The sequence below is a fragment of the Vreelandella halophila genome, from assembly GCF_009856365.1.
Classification (GTDB): Bacteria; Pseudomonadota; Gammaproteobacteria; order Pseudomonadales; family Oleiphilaceae; genus Halospina; species Halospina utahensis_B.
This window is the reverse complement of sequence record NZ_WMEX01000004.1, coordinates 188,120-202,529: the sequence shown is the minus strand read 5'-3', so window position 1 is coordinate 202,529 and position 14,410 is coordinate 188,120. Positions and strand designations below refer to the sequence as shown.

14 protein-coding genes are annotated in these 14,410 nt (G+C 60.8%); 12 read left to right on the top strand and 2 right to left on the bottom strand.

All coding sequences use genetic code 11. The features are described from left to right. The first annotated feature begins 55 nt into the window (after nt 1-55). From lpxK to prpD, 8 genes are all read left to right on the top strand, one after another. Nucleotides 56-1,018, top strand: coding sequence for a tetraacyldisaccharide 4'-kinase (gene lpxK / locus GLW01_RS08585; RefSeq protein ID WP_237416534.1), 963 nt, complete (start codon nt 56-58; stop codon nt 1,016-1,018). Beyond that, complete coding sequence (locus tag GLW01_RS08580; protein WP_160898808.1) at nt 1,011-1,202, top strand: Trm112 family protein; 192 nt, start codon at nt 1,011-1,013, stop codon at nt 1,200-1,202. Before lpxK ends, GLW01_RS08580 begins: the two co-directional genes overlap by 8 nt. An 11-nt stretch (nt 1,203-1,213) precedes the next feature. After that, nucleotides 1,214-1,996, top strand: a complete 783-nt coding sequence (gene kdsB, locus GLW01_RS08575) for a 3-deoxy-manno-octulosonate cytidylyltransferase (RefSeq protein ID WP_151439467.1) — start codon at nt 1,214-1,216, stop codon at nt 1,994-1,996. A 6-nt stretch (nt 1,997-2,002) separates the two neighbouring features. Continuing rightward, complete coding sequence (locus tag GLW01_RS08570; RefSeq protein ID WP_151439468.1) at nt 2,003-2,488, top strand: low molecular weight protein-tyrosine-phosphatase; 486 nt, start codon at nt 2,003-2,005, stop codon at nt 2,486-2,488. Next, nucleotides 2,485-3,522: a UDP-N-acetylmuramate dehydrogenase gene (gene murB / locus GLW01_RS08565; RefSeq protein WP_160898807.1), complete on the top strand. Its 1,038-nt coding sequence runs from the start codon at nt 2,485-2,487 to the stop codon at nt 3,520-3,522. The genes GLW01_RS08570 and murB overlap by 4 nt, the downstream gene beginning before the upstream one ends. A gap of 78 nt (nt 3,523-3,600) precedes the next feature. Next, nucleotides 3,601-4,482, top strand: a complete 882-nt coding sequence (prpB, locus tag GLW01_RS08560; protein ID WP_160898806.1) for a methylisocitrate lyase — start codon at nt 3,601-3,603, stop codon at nt 4,480-4,482. Nucleotides 4,483-4,519: 37 nt separating this feature from the next. Beyond that, nucleotides 4,520-5,644 carry a bifunctional 2-methylcitrate synthase/citrate synthase gene (gene prpC, locus GLW01_RS08555; RefSeq protein WP_151439471.1) on the top strand — a complete coding sequence of 375 codons (1,125 nt, stop codon included), beginning with the start codon at nt 4,520-4,522 and terminating at the stop codon, nt 5,642-5,644. A 155-nt stretch (nt 5,645-5,799) separates the two neighbouring features. Continuing rightward, nucleotides 5,800-7,287, top strand: a complete 1,488-nt coding sequence (gene prpD, locus GLW01_RS08550; RefSeq protein WP_160898805.1) for a 2-methylcitrate dehydratase — start codon at nt 5,800-5,802, stop codon at nt 7,285-7,287. An 89-nt stretch (nt 7,288-7,376) separates the two neighbouring features. Here prpD and GLW01_RS15510 read toward each other — a convergent pair whose 3' ends face one another. Continuing rightward, on the bottom strand, nt 7,377-8,102 hold the full coding sequence (locus GLW01_RS15510) for a PEP-CTERM sorting domain-containing protein (protein ID WP_202405635.1): 726 nt from the start codon (nt 8,100-8,102) through the stop codon (nt 7,377-7,379). Between the two features lie 164 nt (nt 8,103-8,266). Further along, a complete protein-coding gene (gene tviB, locus GLW01_RS08540) occupies nt 8,267-9,547 on the bottom strand; it encodes a Vi polysaccharide biosynthesis UDP-N-acetylglucosamine C-6 dehydrogenase TviB (protein ID WP_160898804.1) in 1,281 nt (426 codons plus the stop codon). A gap of 216 nt (nt 9,548-9,763) precedes the next feature. Here tviB and GLW01_RS08535 point away from each other — a divergent pair, with 216 nt between their 5' ends. The 4 genes from GLW01_RS08535 to GLW01_RS08520 all read left to right on the top strand — a co-directional run bounded on the left by GLW01_RS08535 (nt 9,764) and on the right by GLW01_RS08520 (nt 14,368). Further along, complete coding sequence (locus GLW01_RS08535) at nt 9,764-11,185, top strand: TIGR03013 family XrtA/PEP-CTERM system glycosyltransferase (protein ID WP_160898803.1); 1,422 nt, start codon at nt 9,764-9,766, stop codon at nt 11,183-11,185. Between the two features lie 101 nt (nt 11,186-11,286). Next, complete coding sequence (locus GLW01_RS08530) at nt 11,287-11,919, top strand: XrtA/PEP-CTERM system exopolysaccharide export protein (RefSeq protein ID WP_160898802.1); 633 nt, start codon at nt 11,287-11,289, stop codon at nt 11,917-11,919. A 23-nt stretch (nt 11,920-11,942) separates the two neighbouring features. After that, a complete protein-coding gene (locus GLW01_RS08525; RefSeq protein ID WP_160898801.1) occupies nt 11,943-13,475 on the top strand; it encodes an XrtA system polysaccharide chain length determinant in 1,533 nt (510 codons plus the stop codon). After that, the gene (locus GLW01_RS08520) at nt 13,472-14,368 is read left to right on the top strand and encodes a polysaccharide biosynthesis protein (protein WP_202405634.1); all 897 of its coding nucleotides are present in this window, start codon (nt 13,472-13,474) and stop codon (nt 14,366-14,368) included. The genes GLW01_RS08525 and GLW01_RS08520 overlap by 4 nt, the downstream gene beginning before the upstream one ends. Nucleotides 14,369-14,410: the final 42 nt, after the last annotated feature.

The following is a 14,410-nucleotide window of genomic DNA, read 5'->3' as shown; positions in this document are numbered from 1 at the left end:
TACGCTGGAACGCCTCTGGTATACGGATAGACGCCCCCTGGGATGGCTCGCACCGTTGGCGTGGCTTTACGGCTGGCTGGTGAATCGGCGCCGCAGGACTTACCGGAATGGGCGGCGCCCCGTCCATCATTCCCCCTTGCCGGTATTGGTTGTTGGCAACATCACGGTTGGCGGTACCGGCAAATCCCCCTTCACGGCCTGGCTGGTAAGCCATCTGAAAGCGCAGGGGTGGCGACCGGTCATCCTCAGCCGGGGCTACGGCGCCAGGCCGGATCACTATCCCTGTGCCGTGGCCCCCGACTCGGACCCCGCGGCCTGTGGTGATGAGCCGGTGATGCTGGCGCAGCAGACCGGTGTGCCGGTTCTCGTGGATCCCAGACGCGCCCGCTCCGCAGCGTATGCGGAACATGAAAAGCTGGGGGATGTGCTGGTCTGTGATGACGGCCTGCAGCACTACGCCCTGGCAAGGACCCTGGAGTTCTGCATTTTCGATGGCGCCCGGGGTGTCGGCAACGGGGCACTGATGCCGGTGGGCCCGCTGCGTGAACCGCTGGAACGGGTACGATCGGTGGATTTCTGCCTGACCACGGGCCAACCTGAGCACGCTACGTTCCGGGGCGGGTTGCCGGGCGCTAAGCAGTGCTACGCAGTGACCCTGGTGCCAACCGTGCTGCGCAACCTGAGCAGCGGTGAGACCCGGGACCTGGAATGGCTCAGCGGGCGCGTGGTGAACGCGGTCGCTGGGATAGGGAACCCCGCGCGTTTCTTTGATACGCTTAACGACCTCGGTGCCCGGGTCATTCCCCATCCGTTCGACGACCACCATCGTTTCCGTTCGGATGATCTGGACTTTCCACATGGACCGGTCGTGATGACCGCCAAGGATGGCGTAAAATGCCGCACAATCGCCAGGGACGATGTCTGGGTCCTGGACGTGATCGCCAGGCCGGACGCCGCACTGGTTACCGAACTGGATCAAAAGCTTGAACTGCCGGGGAAGGACAGAACCCATGGATAAACGCCAGATCGCACTGCTTGCCTGCCCCGTGTGCCACGGCAAGCTCATCTACGACGCTGAGGCGCAGGAACTCATCTGCCGCAATGATGCCATGGCGTTCCCCATCCGCGAGGGCATCCCCGTGATGCTGCCCGAGGAAGGCCGCTCCCTGACCACTGACGAACGGCTTACGCCGGTACGCTGAGCGGATTCCCCATGGCCTTTACTGTCGTCATCCCCGCCCGTTATGCCTCCAGCCGCCTGCCGGGCAAGCCCCTGGCGGACATCGGTGGCCGGCCCATGATCCAGCACGTCTGGGACCGGGCCGCGGAAAGCGGGGCGGGCAGGGTGATCATTGCTACCGACTCCGAGCGCATTGGTGAGGCTGTACGCGGGTTTGGGGGCGAGGCCGTCATGACCCGGGATGATCATCCCTCGGGTACGGATCGCCTTCAGGAGGTGGCCACCACACTGGGACTGGAGGACGATGCGATCGTCGTTAATGTCCAGGGGGATGAGCCGCTGCTGCCCGCCGGGCTGATCAACCAGGTGGCCGGGCTGCTCGAGGGCGCGCCGGATGCCGCCATCGCCACCCTCTGTGAGCCCATCAGGGACCCGGAGGAACTCTTCAATCCCAATGCCGTGAAAGTGGTCATGGATGAAGCCGGGCGGGCGCTCTATTTCTCCCGTGCGCCCATTCCCTGGGACCGGGAGACCTTCGAGGACCGGCGCCGGCTGGAACGGGTGCCGGAGACAGCCGGCTGGTACCGCCACATTGGCCTCTATGCCTACCGGGTCAGCCTGCTGCACCAGTTTGTGGGCTGGCAGCCGGCGCCGCTGGAACGCGCGGAATCCCTGGAGCAGCTGCGGGCGCTCTGGCACGGCGCGCGGATCCAGGTGGGCATTGCTGAACAGACCCCGCCGGCAGGGGTGGATACGGAAGTGGACCTGGAACGGGTCCGTGCACGCCTTGCCGGCCCATCACCCCATCAGGAGTGACGCACTATGACACAACCGGTCTCCATTCTGTTTGTGTGCCTCGGCAACATATGCCGCTCACCCACGGCCCAGGGCGTGTTTGCAAAGCAGCTGCAGGATGCCGGGCTGCAGGACCGTATCCGGATCGATTCCGCGGGCACAGGGCACTGGCATGTGGGGAAATCCCCGGATCCCCGGGCCACCGACGCCGCCCGCCAGCGCGGCATTGACCTGACGGACCAGCGGGCGCGCCAGGTCTCGCTGGAGGATTTCTACACCTTTGACCACATCCTGGCGATGGACCTTGCCAACCACGGGGATCTGCGAGCCATGGCGCCGCCCAATGCGGATGCCTCTGTGGAACTGTTTCTCAGCTACGCCCGCCATGCGGATACGCAGGAGGTGCCGGATCCCTACTATGGCGGAGAGTCCGGCTTTGCGCGGGTTCTGGACCTGATCACGGATGCGGGCGAAGGTCTGCTTGCCGAGTTGCGTACGCGGCATGGCCTATGAACCAGGGGGTTCTTGAACAGGGGGTCGACCTGCAGCCGTTCAATACCCTGCGGTTGCCGGGTCACGCCCAGTGGTTCGCCCACATCGTGAACCCGGAGGCGCTTCCGGAGCTGCTGGAATGGGCGGATGACCAGAAGCTGCCGGTTCAGGTTCTGGGCGGCGGCAGCAACGTGGTGCTGCGCTCGGATATCAATGGCCTGGTGCTGGGCATGGCCATCCATGAACGCCAGTGGCAGGTTCTTGATGATGACCGGGCCATCCTGAGTCTGGGAGCCGGGGAGAACTGGGACTCGGTGGTCCGTTACGCCGCCTCCATCGGGTATCGTGGGCTGGAGAACCTGGCCCTGATCCCAGGGACCGTGGGAGCGGCGCCCATCCAGAATATCGGGGCCTATGGCCGGGAACTGAGTGATGTGTTCGAAAGCCTCGACGCCTGGGACCGGCAGGAAGGGCGCTTGCGGACCCTGGGACCGGAAGCGTGCGGCTTCGGCTACCGGGACAGCCTGTTCAAGCGTGACCCCGAACGCTTCATCATTGTGCGCGTACGGGTGCGCCTGTCGCGCTCGGCGGCGTTCCGGTTGGATTACGGCGAGCTTGCGCGGGAAGTTGCCGGTTATGACGACCCGCAACAGGAACTGACACCGGAGGCCATCGCCGACCTGGTCAGCCGTATCCGTCTGGCGAAACTGCCGGATCCTGCTGTACTGCCCAATGCCGGCAGTTTCTTCAAGAACCCGGTGGTGGATCAGACTACCGGCGATGCGCTGAGGCAACGGTTTCCGGAACTGGTGGCCCATCCGGATCCCGGCGGGGTCAAACTGGCGGCCGGATGGCTGATTGAGCAGTGCGGCTGGAAAGGACACCGGGAGGCGCATGTCGGGGTGCATTCGAAACAGGCCCTGGTCCTGATCCATCACGGCAATGGGTCCGGGGCGGAACTGCTGGCGCTGGCCGAGCGCATCCGGGAGGATGTACGGGCCCGTTTTGGCGTGGCGCTGGAAATTGAGCCAAGGCTGATCGGCAACGCAGGGTGATTGACAGTTGTGCGCTGAGTCACGAGTATTCCGTGCTGACAGCCCCATTTATAGAGATCCGACACGACAGGTGCTCTCATGACAGATTCCCGTTCCCCCGGTAAGCGTTTCCGCGATGCGCTGACAGACCAGCCGCTCCAGATCGTCGGCACTATCAATGCCTATACCGCCATCATGGCTGAGAAGAGCGGCCACAGGGCGATCTATCTTTCCGGCGGTGGCGTCGCCAACGCCTCCTTCGGCCTGCCGGATCTGGGCATGACCACCATGAACGATGTGGTCGAGGATGCACGCCGGATCACCGCCGCATCGAACATCCCGCTGCTTGTGGATATCGACACGGGCTGGGGCGGGGCACTCAACATCGCCCGCACCATCCGCGAGATGGAGCGCGCCGGTGTGGCCGCTGTGCACATTGAGGATCAGGTGGCCCAGAAGCGCTGCGGTCACCGGCCGAACAAGGAGATCGTCTCAAAGGACGAGATGGTTGACCGGGTAAAGGCCGCGGCCGATGCCCGGCAGGACCCGGATTTCTTCATCATTGCGCGCACTGACGCGTTCGCCCAGGAAGGTCGCGATGCCGCGATTGACCGCGCCCAAGCCTGCGTGGACGCCGGAGCGGACGCCATCTTCGCGGAAGCGGTGGCGGACCTGGAGGACTATCGGGCCTTTGTGGAGGCGCTGGACGTACCCGTGCTGGCCAACATCACTGAGTTCGGCAAGACGCCGCTGTTCAATCGGCAGGAACTGGCGGATGTGGGCGTAGGCATGGTGCTGTACCCGCTCAGTGCCTTCCGGGCCATGAACCAAGCCGCGCTCAACGTGTACCAGCACATTCTCAACGACGGCGACCAGAAGGCCGTTGTGGACCAGATGCAGACCCGTGACGAGCTCTATGACTTCCTCGACTATCACGAATTCGAGGCCAAGCTCGACGAACTTTTTGCGCAGAAAAACTAGCAGCAACAAAAAGCATGACAGGTGAGAGGAAAGAACCATGAGCGATAAACCACAAGGCGGCGCTGGCCTGCGTGGCCAGGTAGCAGGGGAGACCGCACTCTGCACCGTTGGCAAGACCGGGACCGGCCTTACGTACCGCGGCTACGACATCACCGATCTGGCCAACAATGCCCAGTTCGAGGAAGTGGCGCACCTTCTGATCCACGGCCATCTGCCCAACCAGCGGGAACTTGAAGCCTACAGAAAACGCCTGGCAGCCAAACGTCACCTGCCGGATGCCCTTAAAGAGGTGCTGGAGCGGATCCCAGCGGATGCCCACCCCATGGACGTGATGCGCACTGGCTGCTCCATGCTGGGCAACCTCGAGACCGAACAGAGCTTTGACGAGCAGGATGACCACATCGACCGTATGCTCGCGGCACTCCCGGCCGTTATCTGTTACTGGTACCGCTACAGCCACGACGGTGTGCGCATCGACACCGATCTGGACGACGACACCATCGGCTCCCACTTCCTGCACATGCTGCATGGTCGCAAGCCGAGCCAGCTGCACGCCGATGTCATGAACGTCTCGCTCATCCTTTACGCTGAGCACGAGTTCAACGCCTCCACCTTCACCGCAAGGGTGTGCGCCTCCACGCTTTCGGACATCCACTCCTGCGTCACCGGCGCCATCGGCAGCCTGCGCGGCCCGCTCCACGGCGGCGCCAACGAAGCCGCAATGGAAATGATCGAAGGCTTCAACGATCCGGACGACGCCGAGGAGAAACTCCTCGGGATGCTGGAGCGCAAGGACAAGATCATGGGCTTCGGCCACGCCGTGTACCGCGACGCCGACCCGCGTAACGCCATCATCAAGAAATGGTCCCACGCACTGGCCGAGGATTACGGCGACACCAGCCTCTACGACATCTCCGAGCGGTGCGAGGAGGTCATGTGGCGCGAGAAGAAACTGTTCCCGAATGCGGACTTCTTCCACGCCTCCGCGTACTTCTTCATGAACATCCCGACCAAGCTGTTCACGCCCATCTTCCTGATGTCGCGCGTCTCCGGCTGGACGGCCCACGTGAAGGAGCAGCGTGCCAACAACCGCATCATCCGCCCGAGCGCCGACTATACCGGCCCGGAGCACCAGGACTGGCTGCCGATCGACGAGCGCTGAAGCCCCCTGTAGGAGCACGCATGCGCGCGATGCCGCCATGTCAGCGCCAGGCCGCCCTTGTCGCGGGCATGCCCGCTCCTACAAGTGAAGCGGTAGCGAGTAGGCTGGAGTATCAACAAGCTGGTTTTATCAGGAAAATCCATTAAGGAAACATCATGAGCGCCAACGTAGAATCCAACGTCCGCCCGGACTACGACGACATCATCCAGAAAATCGCGGACTACGTCCTCGACTACAACATCAAAAGCAAGGAAGCCCTGGACACCGCCCGTAACTGCCTGATGGACACCCTCGGCTGTGGTCTGCTGGCCCTGCGTTTCCCCGAGTGCACCAAGCACCTCGGCCCCATCGTTGAAGGCACCCAGGTTCCCAACGGCGCGCGCGTGCCCGGAACCCCCTTCCGCCTGGATCCGGTCAAGGCCGCTTGGGACATCGGCTGCATCATCCGCTGGCTCGACTACAACGACACCTGGCTCGCCGCCGAATGGGGTCACCCATCAGACAACCTTGGCGGCATCCTCGCCATTGCCGATCACCTCTCACAGAAGCGTGTTTCTGAAGGCAAGGACCCGCTGACCATGCGCGACGTGATCGAGGGCATGATCATGGCCCACGAGATCCAGGGCGTGCTGGCACTGGAGAACTCGTTCAACCGCGTTGGCCTGGACCACGTGGTTCTGGTGAAGGTGGCCTCCACCGCGGTGACCGCCAAGCTCATGGGTTGCGGCCGCGAGGAAATCATGGCCGCGCTCTCCCACGCCTGGGTCGACGGCCAGTCCCTGCGCACCTACCGTCACGCGCCCAACGCCGGCTCGCGCAAGTCCTGGGCCGCCGGCGATGCCACCTCCCGCGCCGTGCGTCTGGCCGACATTGCCAAGCGTGGGGAAATGGGCATTCCGGGTGCCCTGAGCGCGCCGCAGTGGGGTTTTTACGACGTGCTGTTCAGCAAGACCAACCGTGACCAGCAGGTCAAACCGGAAGGGGAGCGCCAGTTCAAGCTGCCCCAGGATTTCGGCAGCTACGTGATGGAGAACGTCCTGTTCAAGATCTCCTTCCCGGCCGAATTCCACGCCCAGACCGCCGCTGAAGCCGCCGTGACACTGCATCCCCAGGTGAAGGACCGGCTGGACGAGATCGATAGAATCGTTATCACGACCCACGAATCCGCGATCCGCATCATCTCCAAGGAAGGCAACCTCGCCAACGCCGCCGACCGTGACCACTGCCTGCAGTACATGACCGCCGTGCCGTTGATCTTCGGCAACCTGACGGCTGAGCATTACGAGGACGACTTCCACGCCAACAACCCCATCATCGACGAGATCCGGGGCAAGATGGAGGTTCAGGAGGACGAGCGCTATACACGGGAGTACCTGGAAGAGGACAAGCGTTCCATTGCCAACGCCATCCAGGTGTTCTTCAAGGACGGATCCAGCACCGAGAATGTGGCCGTTGAGTACCCGATCGGGCATCGCCGCCGCCGGAAAGACGGTATTCCGCTGCTGGAGCAGAAGTTCCGCAACAACCTGGCGACCCGCTTCACCCAGAAGCGCTCCGAGCAGATCTTCAGCCTGTGCAAGGATCAGAAGACGCTCGAGAATACCCCGGTCAACGAGTTCATGGACCTGTTTGAAGGGTGTTAAATGAACTGACGTTTATTTTCTGTTAAGTATCCAGAAAGAAAAACGGCACCCATAAGGGTGCCGTTCCAGTTCTAAGCCCTACAGGGCAATCAGGCACGGCGGCGGTAGCTGAAGCCAAGACCCGCCAGACCCAGGCCAAGCAGCGCAAGGGTGCCAGGCTCCGGCACACGGCCGACGGTGACGTCGTCGATGCCATAACCATCGTTCGGATCGTTGGAGTGGATCTCGAAGTTGTCGAGCCCCTCGCCATCATACAGTGAGATGTAGAACAGGCCGCCACTACCCAGGGATTTCCCGAAAACGTCGCTGAACGCGAAATCGAACCCATCGATGCTGAAGCGGCCGCCCGCGTCATTCGGGTCAGTCATGAAAAAACCGACCGCGTTGTTATCAGCATCCGGTGTGAACTTCACGCTCTGCGCATCCATGCTGTCCAGCCACTGGCTGGGGGACGTGGCAAACCGGCCGTTGAACGGTGTCTCATCAGCGTTAAGGACCGCAATGCCAGCACCACACTGGAAACCTTCATCATTACAGCTATCAGTCGGTGAATTAAAAGCCGGCTGAGTCACGTCAAAGGTCCCGACACTGGTGGCAAAGGACGTCATCTGACCGTTAAAGTCGGTGGCTACGTCGTAGCTTTCAAAATCCTCGGGCGGCGCATAGCCGGGTTGCAGCGTGCTGAGGAACGAGGCCTGGGCCGCATTGGCGTTGGCTGCGCCCTCACCGCTGATTTTCAATACAGGCGCTGCATTCGCTGTAGCTACCCCTACCGCCAGCAGACCGACGCTAAACAATTTTGTATAGGTTTTCATCGCACTATGCTCCTTGCATATGATGTGGAACGCATGAAAGCTTATGCAAGGAGCAGGCCATAAATTTATAGCCTTAAAATACAGTTAGTTATAAGTGGTTCGGAGGACCACTTGTCCTTTGCCTGTAAAGTAAACTGACACTCGCGAGAGCGATCACCGAGGCCTCACAGTCGTCCGTCGACAGCCTGCTTGGGCAGTGCGTACTTCACATCAAACAGTATGGAGCCGGCGGGCTTACCCAGGGCCCGCAGCTTCTCCGCACCGAGCGCCACAAAGTCCCGATGACCCACCGCGAGGATCATCGCGTCGTAATGCCCCTCGGCAGGGCTCTTAACCAGCTCGATACCGTATTCCTCCCGGACTTCATCCGCGTCCGCCCAGGGGTCCCACACGTCAACGTTGGCATGGTAGTCCTGGAATTCGTGGACCAGGTCGATGGCGCGGGTGTTGCGGATGTCCGGGCAGTTCTCCTTAAACGTCAGCCCCATGATCAGGACGTTGGAGTCCACCACCTGGATGCGGCTGCGGGTCATCATCTTGATCACGCGTTCCGCGACCTCGGCGCCCATACGGTCATTGAGACGTCGCCCGGATAGGATCATCTCCGGGTGGTAGCCGACAGCCTGGGCCTTGTGGGTCAGGTAGTAGGGGTCCACGCCAATGCAGTGGCCACCCACCAGCCCGGGGCGGAAGGGCAGGAAGTTCCACTTGGTCCCGGCGGCCTGCAGCACTTCCTCGGTATCGATCCCCAGGCGTTCAAAAATCAGGGACAGTTCGTTGACCAGAGCAATATTCACGTCCCGCTGGGTGTTCTCAATGACCTTGGCGGCTTCCGCGACCCGGATTGAGCTGGCCAGATGGGTGCCCGCCGTAATAACAGAGGCGTACAGGTCATCGACAAAGCGCGCTGTTTCCGGCGTGGAGCCGGACGTCACCTTGAGAATGCTGGTGACCCTGTGTTCCTTGTCGCCCGGGTTGATCCGTTCCGGGCTGTAGCCGGCAAAGAAATCCTGGTTGAAGGTCAGGCCGGATTCGGCTTCCAGGATAGGAATGCAGATTTCCTCGGTAGCCCCGGGGTAGACCGTGGACTCGTAGATCACGGTGTCCCCCTTACTGAGCACCTGGGCGACAGATCGGGAAGCAGCCCTCAGAGGTCCGAAATCGGGTGTTTTGAAGGCGTCGATTGGTGTGGGGACGGTTACGATGTAGACGTTGCAGTCACGGATGCTTTCCAGTTCAGAGGAGAACCGGAGCCGCTCTGAGGCCGCCAGCTCATCGGGTTCCACCTCACGTGTGTCATCGAACCCATCCTGGAGCTGGCCAATTCTCTGGCTGTCGATGTCAAAACCGGTGGTGTGATACAGCCTGCCGAATTCCACTGCCAGAGGCAGCCCTACGTAACCAAGCCCGATGATTCCGATCCGAACGTCCTGAACGGTTGCCATGTTGCTGCTGTCCCTCGTTGATGAAGAGCGGATATTGTGCCTCATGGTGACTGGGTTGACGAGACAGTGAGAAAAACCTCAAAACCAGCAGCGTTACAAATTGAAATTGATTTAATCCAGTGTAGACTGGAGTCAGTTGAGCAGGGCTTCAGGCCCGGTGGCACAGGGTGTGCTGCCAGCTGTCCCGCTCTGTGACGGCGCAAGGAAGGAGATGCTGTGGCGCACGTCCGTTTGTTTCGACATTATCTTCATGTCCCATTTCTGATTCTGGGGCTGCTTGATTTTCTGGCCCTGGTGCTCGCGCTGTATCTGGCGGTGTTTTTCCGCTATTTCGGTGATCCCGCCATGCTGGCCGAGTACTGGACCTATGTCCTGCCCTCGGCCGTTGCCTTCGGGCTTGTAAACCTGGTTGTCATGGTCGCGCTGGCGGTTCACCAGGCAAAGCTCGAGGAGGGCCTCACCGGCATGATGCTCCGGACCATCATGACCCTGATCCTCAGCCTGCCACTTTCCTACGTCCTGGCGTTCCTGCTGCCGGACTACTTCTGGTATCTGGGGGGCGAAGGCGTTGTGACGTCCGCCTCTGTTTTCGGCTTCCTGATGCTGGGTATCGTCCGCAGTCTGTTCTTCCGACTGATCGGTGCGAACCGTTTCCGCCGCCGGGTTCTGATGCTGGGGGCGGGGCGTCGGGCTTACCAGATGGAGCAGGAGCTGCAGTCCCCCATGAATCGCAAGGGGTTCGTGCTGGTTGGATTCCTGCCCGCGAATGAGGACTCAGTGCAGGTGGATGAGCAGCGCCTGTGCCATCAAAAGAAAGACGAGGATCTGCCTGGCCTGATTGACCGGCTGCGGATTGATGAGATCGTGATTGCGGTGGATGACCGGCGTCACGGCGGGCTCCCGATGGAGGGGCTGCTGGAGTGCCGCATGCGTGGTGTGAGGATCATTGAGGGCGCCAGCTTCTATGAGCGGGAGACCCGCAAGGTGGCGCTGGAGATGATCACCTCCGGCTGGCTGGTGTTCTCGGAAGGATTCTCACTATCCGCCATTTCGCGATTGAGTAAACGGCTGATTGATCTCTCTGCCTCTCTGGTTCTGCTGGCCGTTACCTTGCCGCTCATGCTTCTGACCGTGATTGCGATCAAGTTTGAGGATGGCCTGAAAGCACCGGTGCTCTACAGCCAGGAGCGTGTTGGTCTGAACGGCCGGATCTTCCGGGTCCACAAATTCCGCTCCATGCGCACTGACGCGGAGAAGGGCGGTGCTGTCTGGGCCCAGAAGGACGATGATCGGATCACGCGGGTTGGGCATGTCATCCGCAAGGTCCGTATCGACGAACTGCCGCAGATCTTCAATGTGCTCAAGGGCGAGATGGCCTTTGTTGGGCCGCGTCCGGAACGCCCTGTATTTGTTGATCAGCTTTCCGAAAGTATTCCGTTCTACAGTGAACGCCACCGGGTCAAGCCGGGGCTCACAGGCTGGGCGCAGCTGTGCTTCGCCTATGCGGACAGCGAGGAGGACACACGGGAGAAACTCCGGTATGACCTCTATTACATCAAGAACCAGAGCCTGCTTCTCGATATTCTGACCATGGTACAGACAGTGGAAGTGGTGCTGTTCAAGAAAGGAGCGCAATGATGGGTGCGCAATCTGTAATGCATTTCACCGAAAGATCCCGGCAAGGTCTGACAGAATCATACAAGGGTCAAAGGGATCCGAAGCGGCCATGGAGATTGACAATGAGGCGGATTCAGGGCGTAAGCCTGCTCCTGCTGGTATTCATGCTTATAGCGGGTTGTTCAGGGAGCCCCTATTCTTCTGAGAACCGTATCCAGAAGGCCCTGGAGCGTGAGTCTGAGCCGGTTGAGGAATACCGGATTGGCCCATCGGATGTCCTCCGCGTTGTCGTCTGGCGCAACGAGGACCTCAGCGTCCAGGTGCCGGTACGACCGGATGGCCGGATCTCGGTACCGCTCGTTGGGGACGTTCCCGCAAGCGGCGAGACCCCTGAAGACCTGGCCGGGGAGATCGAGAAGGGGTTGGATCCCTACATTCGCCAGCCTGAAGTCAGCGTTATCGTGACCCAGATGGGCAGCCACGAATTCAGTCACCGGGTCCGGGTCACCGGTGCCGTGCGCCAGCCAGCTTCCCAGCCCTACCGTCAGGGCATGACCGTCATGGATGTGGTCCTGGGCGCCGGAGGATTGAATGAGTTTGCGAACGGGGATGCGGCAACACTGTATCGCCAGATGGATGGTGAGGTGGTGGCGATTCCCCTGGATCTCGAGGCCATCCTGAATGACGGGGACATCAGTACGAACCATCGCCTGGTTCCCGGCGATATCATAACAATTCCGGAACGTCGCTTCTGACGGGCCCCTGGAGGTAAATACCGATGGCATTGCCACTGTCACGCCTTCCCTTTGAGCTGTTGCGTGAGCTCCGCCACTACCGATGGGCGGCTGTCGGGCTGTTCGCCCTGGTCAGCTTTGCGGTGCTTGCGGTTGGGTTCATCTACCCCTATCAGTACCGCTCGGAAGTGGTCATATTCGTGGATGACAGCAATATCATCCGGCCCCTTATGGAGGGATCCGCGGAGATGACAGGGATCTCGGACCAGACTTCATCCGCGCGCGAACTGCTCTACTCCCGTCGGGTTCTGGAACGGCTTCTGGAGTCCGAACGGATTTTCAACGAGAACATTTCCCAGATGTCCACGGAGCGCCTGGAAGGGCTCTATTCACGTTTGAGGCGTAATATCGGTGTCAGCGCCCAGGGCGAGAGCTACTTCACGATCCGCTACCAGGATACGGACCCCAGGCAGGTCTACCTGATCGCCCAGCGGCTGGGGCAGCTGTTTCTTGCCGAAACCAATCGGCGCAAGCGTGAAGAAAGCCGCAGTGCTTACGAGTTCATCGACAAGCAGGTGAAGTCCTACGAGCAGCAGATCAGCAACACCGAACAGAAACTGAAGGAGTTCCTGTCGCGCAACGTTGAGGGCACGGAGCAGGAAGCCAACTCCAGGATGGCGCGCATCCGCAGCGACATCGATGGCGCTGAACTGGAGCTGGAAGAGGTTCAGGCCCAGAAGCGCTCGCTGGAAGAACAGCTGGAACAGGTTTCCAGCGGTGAAGGGGTGAGCAGCTCAAGCAATGCCGCTGCGGGCCCACTGGCCGAACGTATCAGTCGTATGGAAGAACGCCTGGATGAACTCAGGCTCCGCTACGAGGACTCCTACCCAGATGTGGCAAGCCTTGAGCGGCAGATCCGGGAACTGAAGGAACGCCAGTCCAGTGGCCAGCCTGCCGGGCCCGAGAATGACAGTAGCAACCTGATGTTCAACCCGTTTTATCAGGAACTCAAGACAGAGCTGTCACGTGTTACCGCTCGCGAGGAGTCCCTCCGAACCCGCATCAGTGCTCTCCAAAGGCGCCTTGCCGAGCAGAAAAACCGGATGGAAACGATCCAGGAGAACAAAGCGGAAAGGTCGGAACTGACCCGGGATCTCGAGGTGAACCGGGAGATCTTCAATGATCTGCTCAAGCGTCGCGAGCGGGCCAGAGTCTCAATGCACCTGGATGTTGAAGGGCAGGGCATGTCCTTCCAGGTCCATGAGCAGGCACGGTATCCCCTCAATCCGTCAGGTCTCCAGTTCGAGACCTTCGCCTCGGTGGGGTGGCTCCTGGGGCTGATGGCGCCGTTTGGCCTGCTGGTCGGTATCTTGCAGATCGATCCCAGAGTGAGGACCACGGAACAGATGCGTGACGCGCTGGATATCCCCTTGCTGGGAAGTATTCCAAGGGTGCGGACACCCTACGAGCGACGGCGGGAAAAGCGGGGCTACGTGCTTATGGTGGTCTGCGTTGCCGCGGTAGGCGGTGCTTACGGTGCCGTGGTGTTCCTGAGAATGACGGGAGTACTTGGATGAGTGATTCAGGGCGGGGGCGTGACGACCAGGATCGGGAAGTATCGCCGAGCACCGGGAACGAGTGGGGTGGTGATGCCAGTTTTGATCGGGTCCCGCCGGACGCAACCGAAAAAAGCGATGGCGGGCCCCACGCGAAGCGCCAGACCCAGGGGGCGAGCAGTGACGGCCACGAGTTGGTCAGTAAGCGGGGGGATCTGAGCGAGAAAATCCAGGCCAGCAAGCAGATCGCCAACATGCAGGAGCCCCGGCGTCTGAATCGGGATGATCTGGATGAGCGACGCATCATCTACCCGGAATCGCCGGACCGGAACCTGGTCAACCGTTTCCGCCAGTTGCGGACCCAGTTGCTGGAAGTCAGTAACAACACCAATTTCTCACTGGTGGTAACAGGTGCCGTGGAAGGCGCTGGCGCGTCTTTCATGTCAGTGAACCTTGCGGCTGCATTCGCGTTCGACCAGTCCAAGACGGCCCTGTTGGTGGACTGTAATCTTCGCTATCCGAGCCTTCATTCGCTGTTGGACATCATGCCGGACGCGGGACTGACCGATTTCATTGAGGATCCTGAGTACGACATTGGCCGGATCATCTATCCGACAGGGATTCCGCGCCTTCGCCTGATCCCTGCGGGCAGCCGGCGGGAGTCGCCCTCGGAATTCTTTACCAGCTGGCGGATGGAGGAATTCATAAGCGCTATCCGCGAGCGTTACCCGGACCGATTCATCATCCTGGATACCTCCAGCATCGCGGATTCACCGGATGCCCGGATCCTGACCGAACTCTGTGATTACACCATGCTCGTGGTTCCCCACGGCAAGGTCACCACCACCCAGGTGGAAAACGCCGTTGGGGGCATCGACCCCAACAAATTCGTCGGAGCCATACTGAATGCCTGAACGGACCCTTCAAGGTCCCGGTTCAAGGACGAACGGAACAAA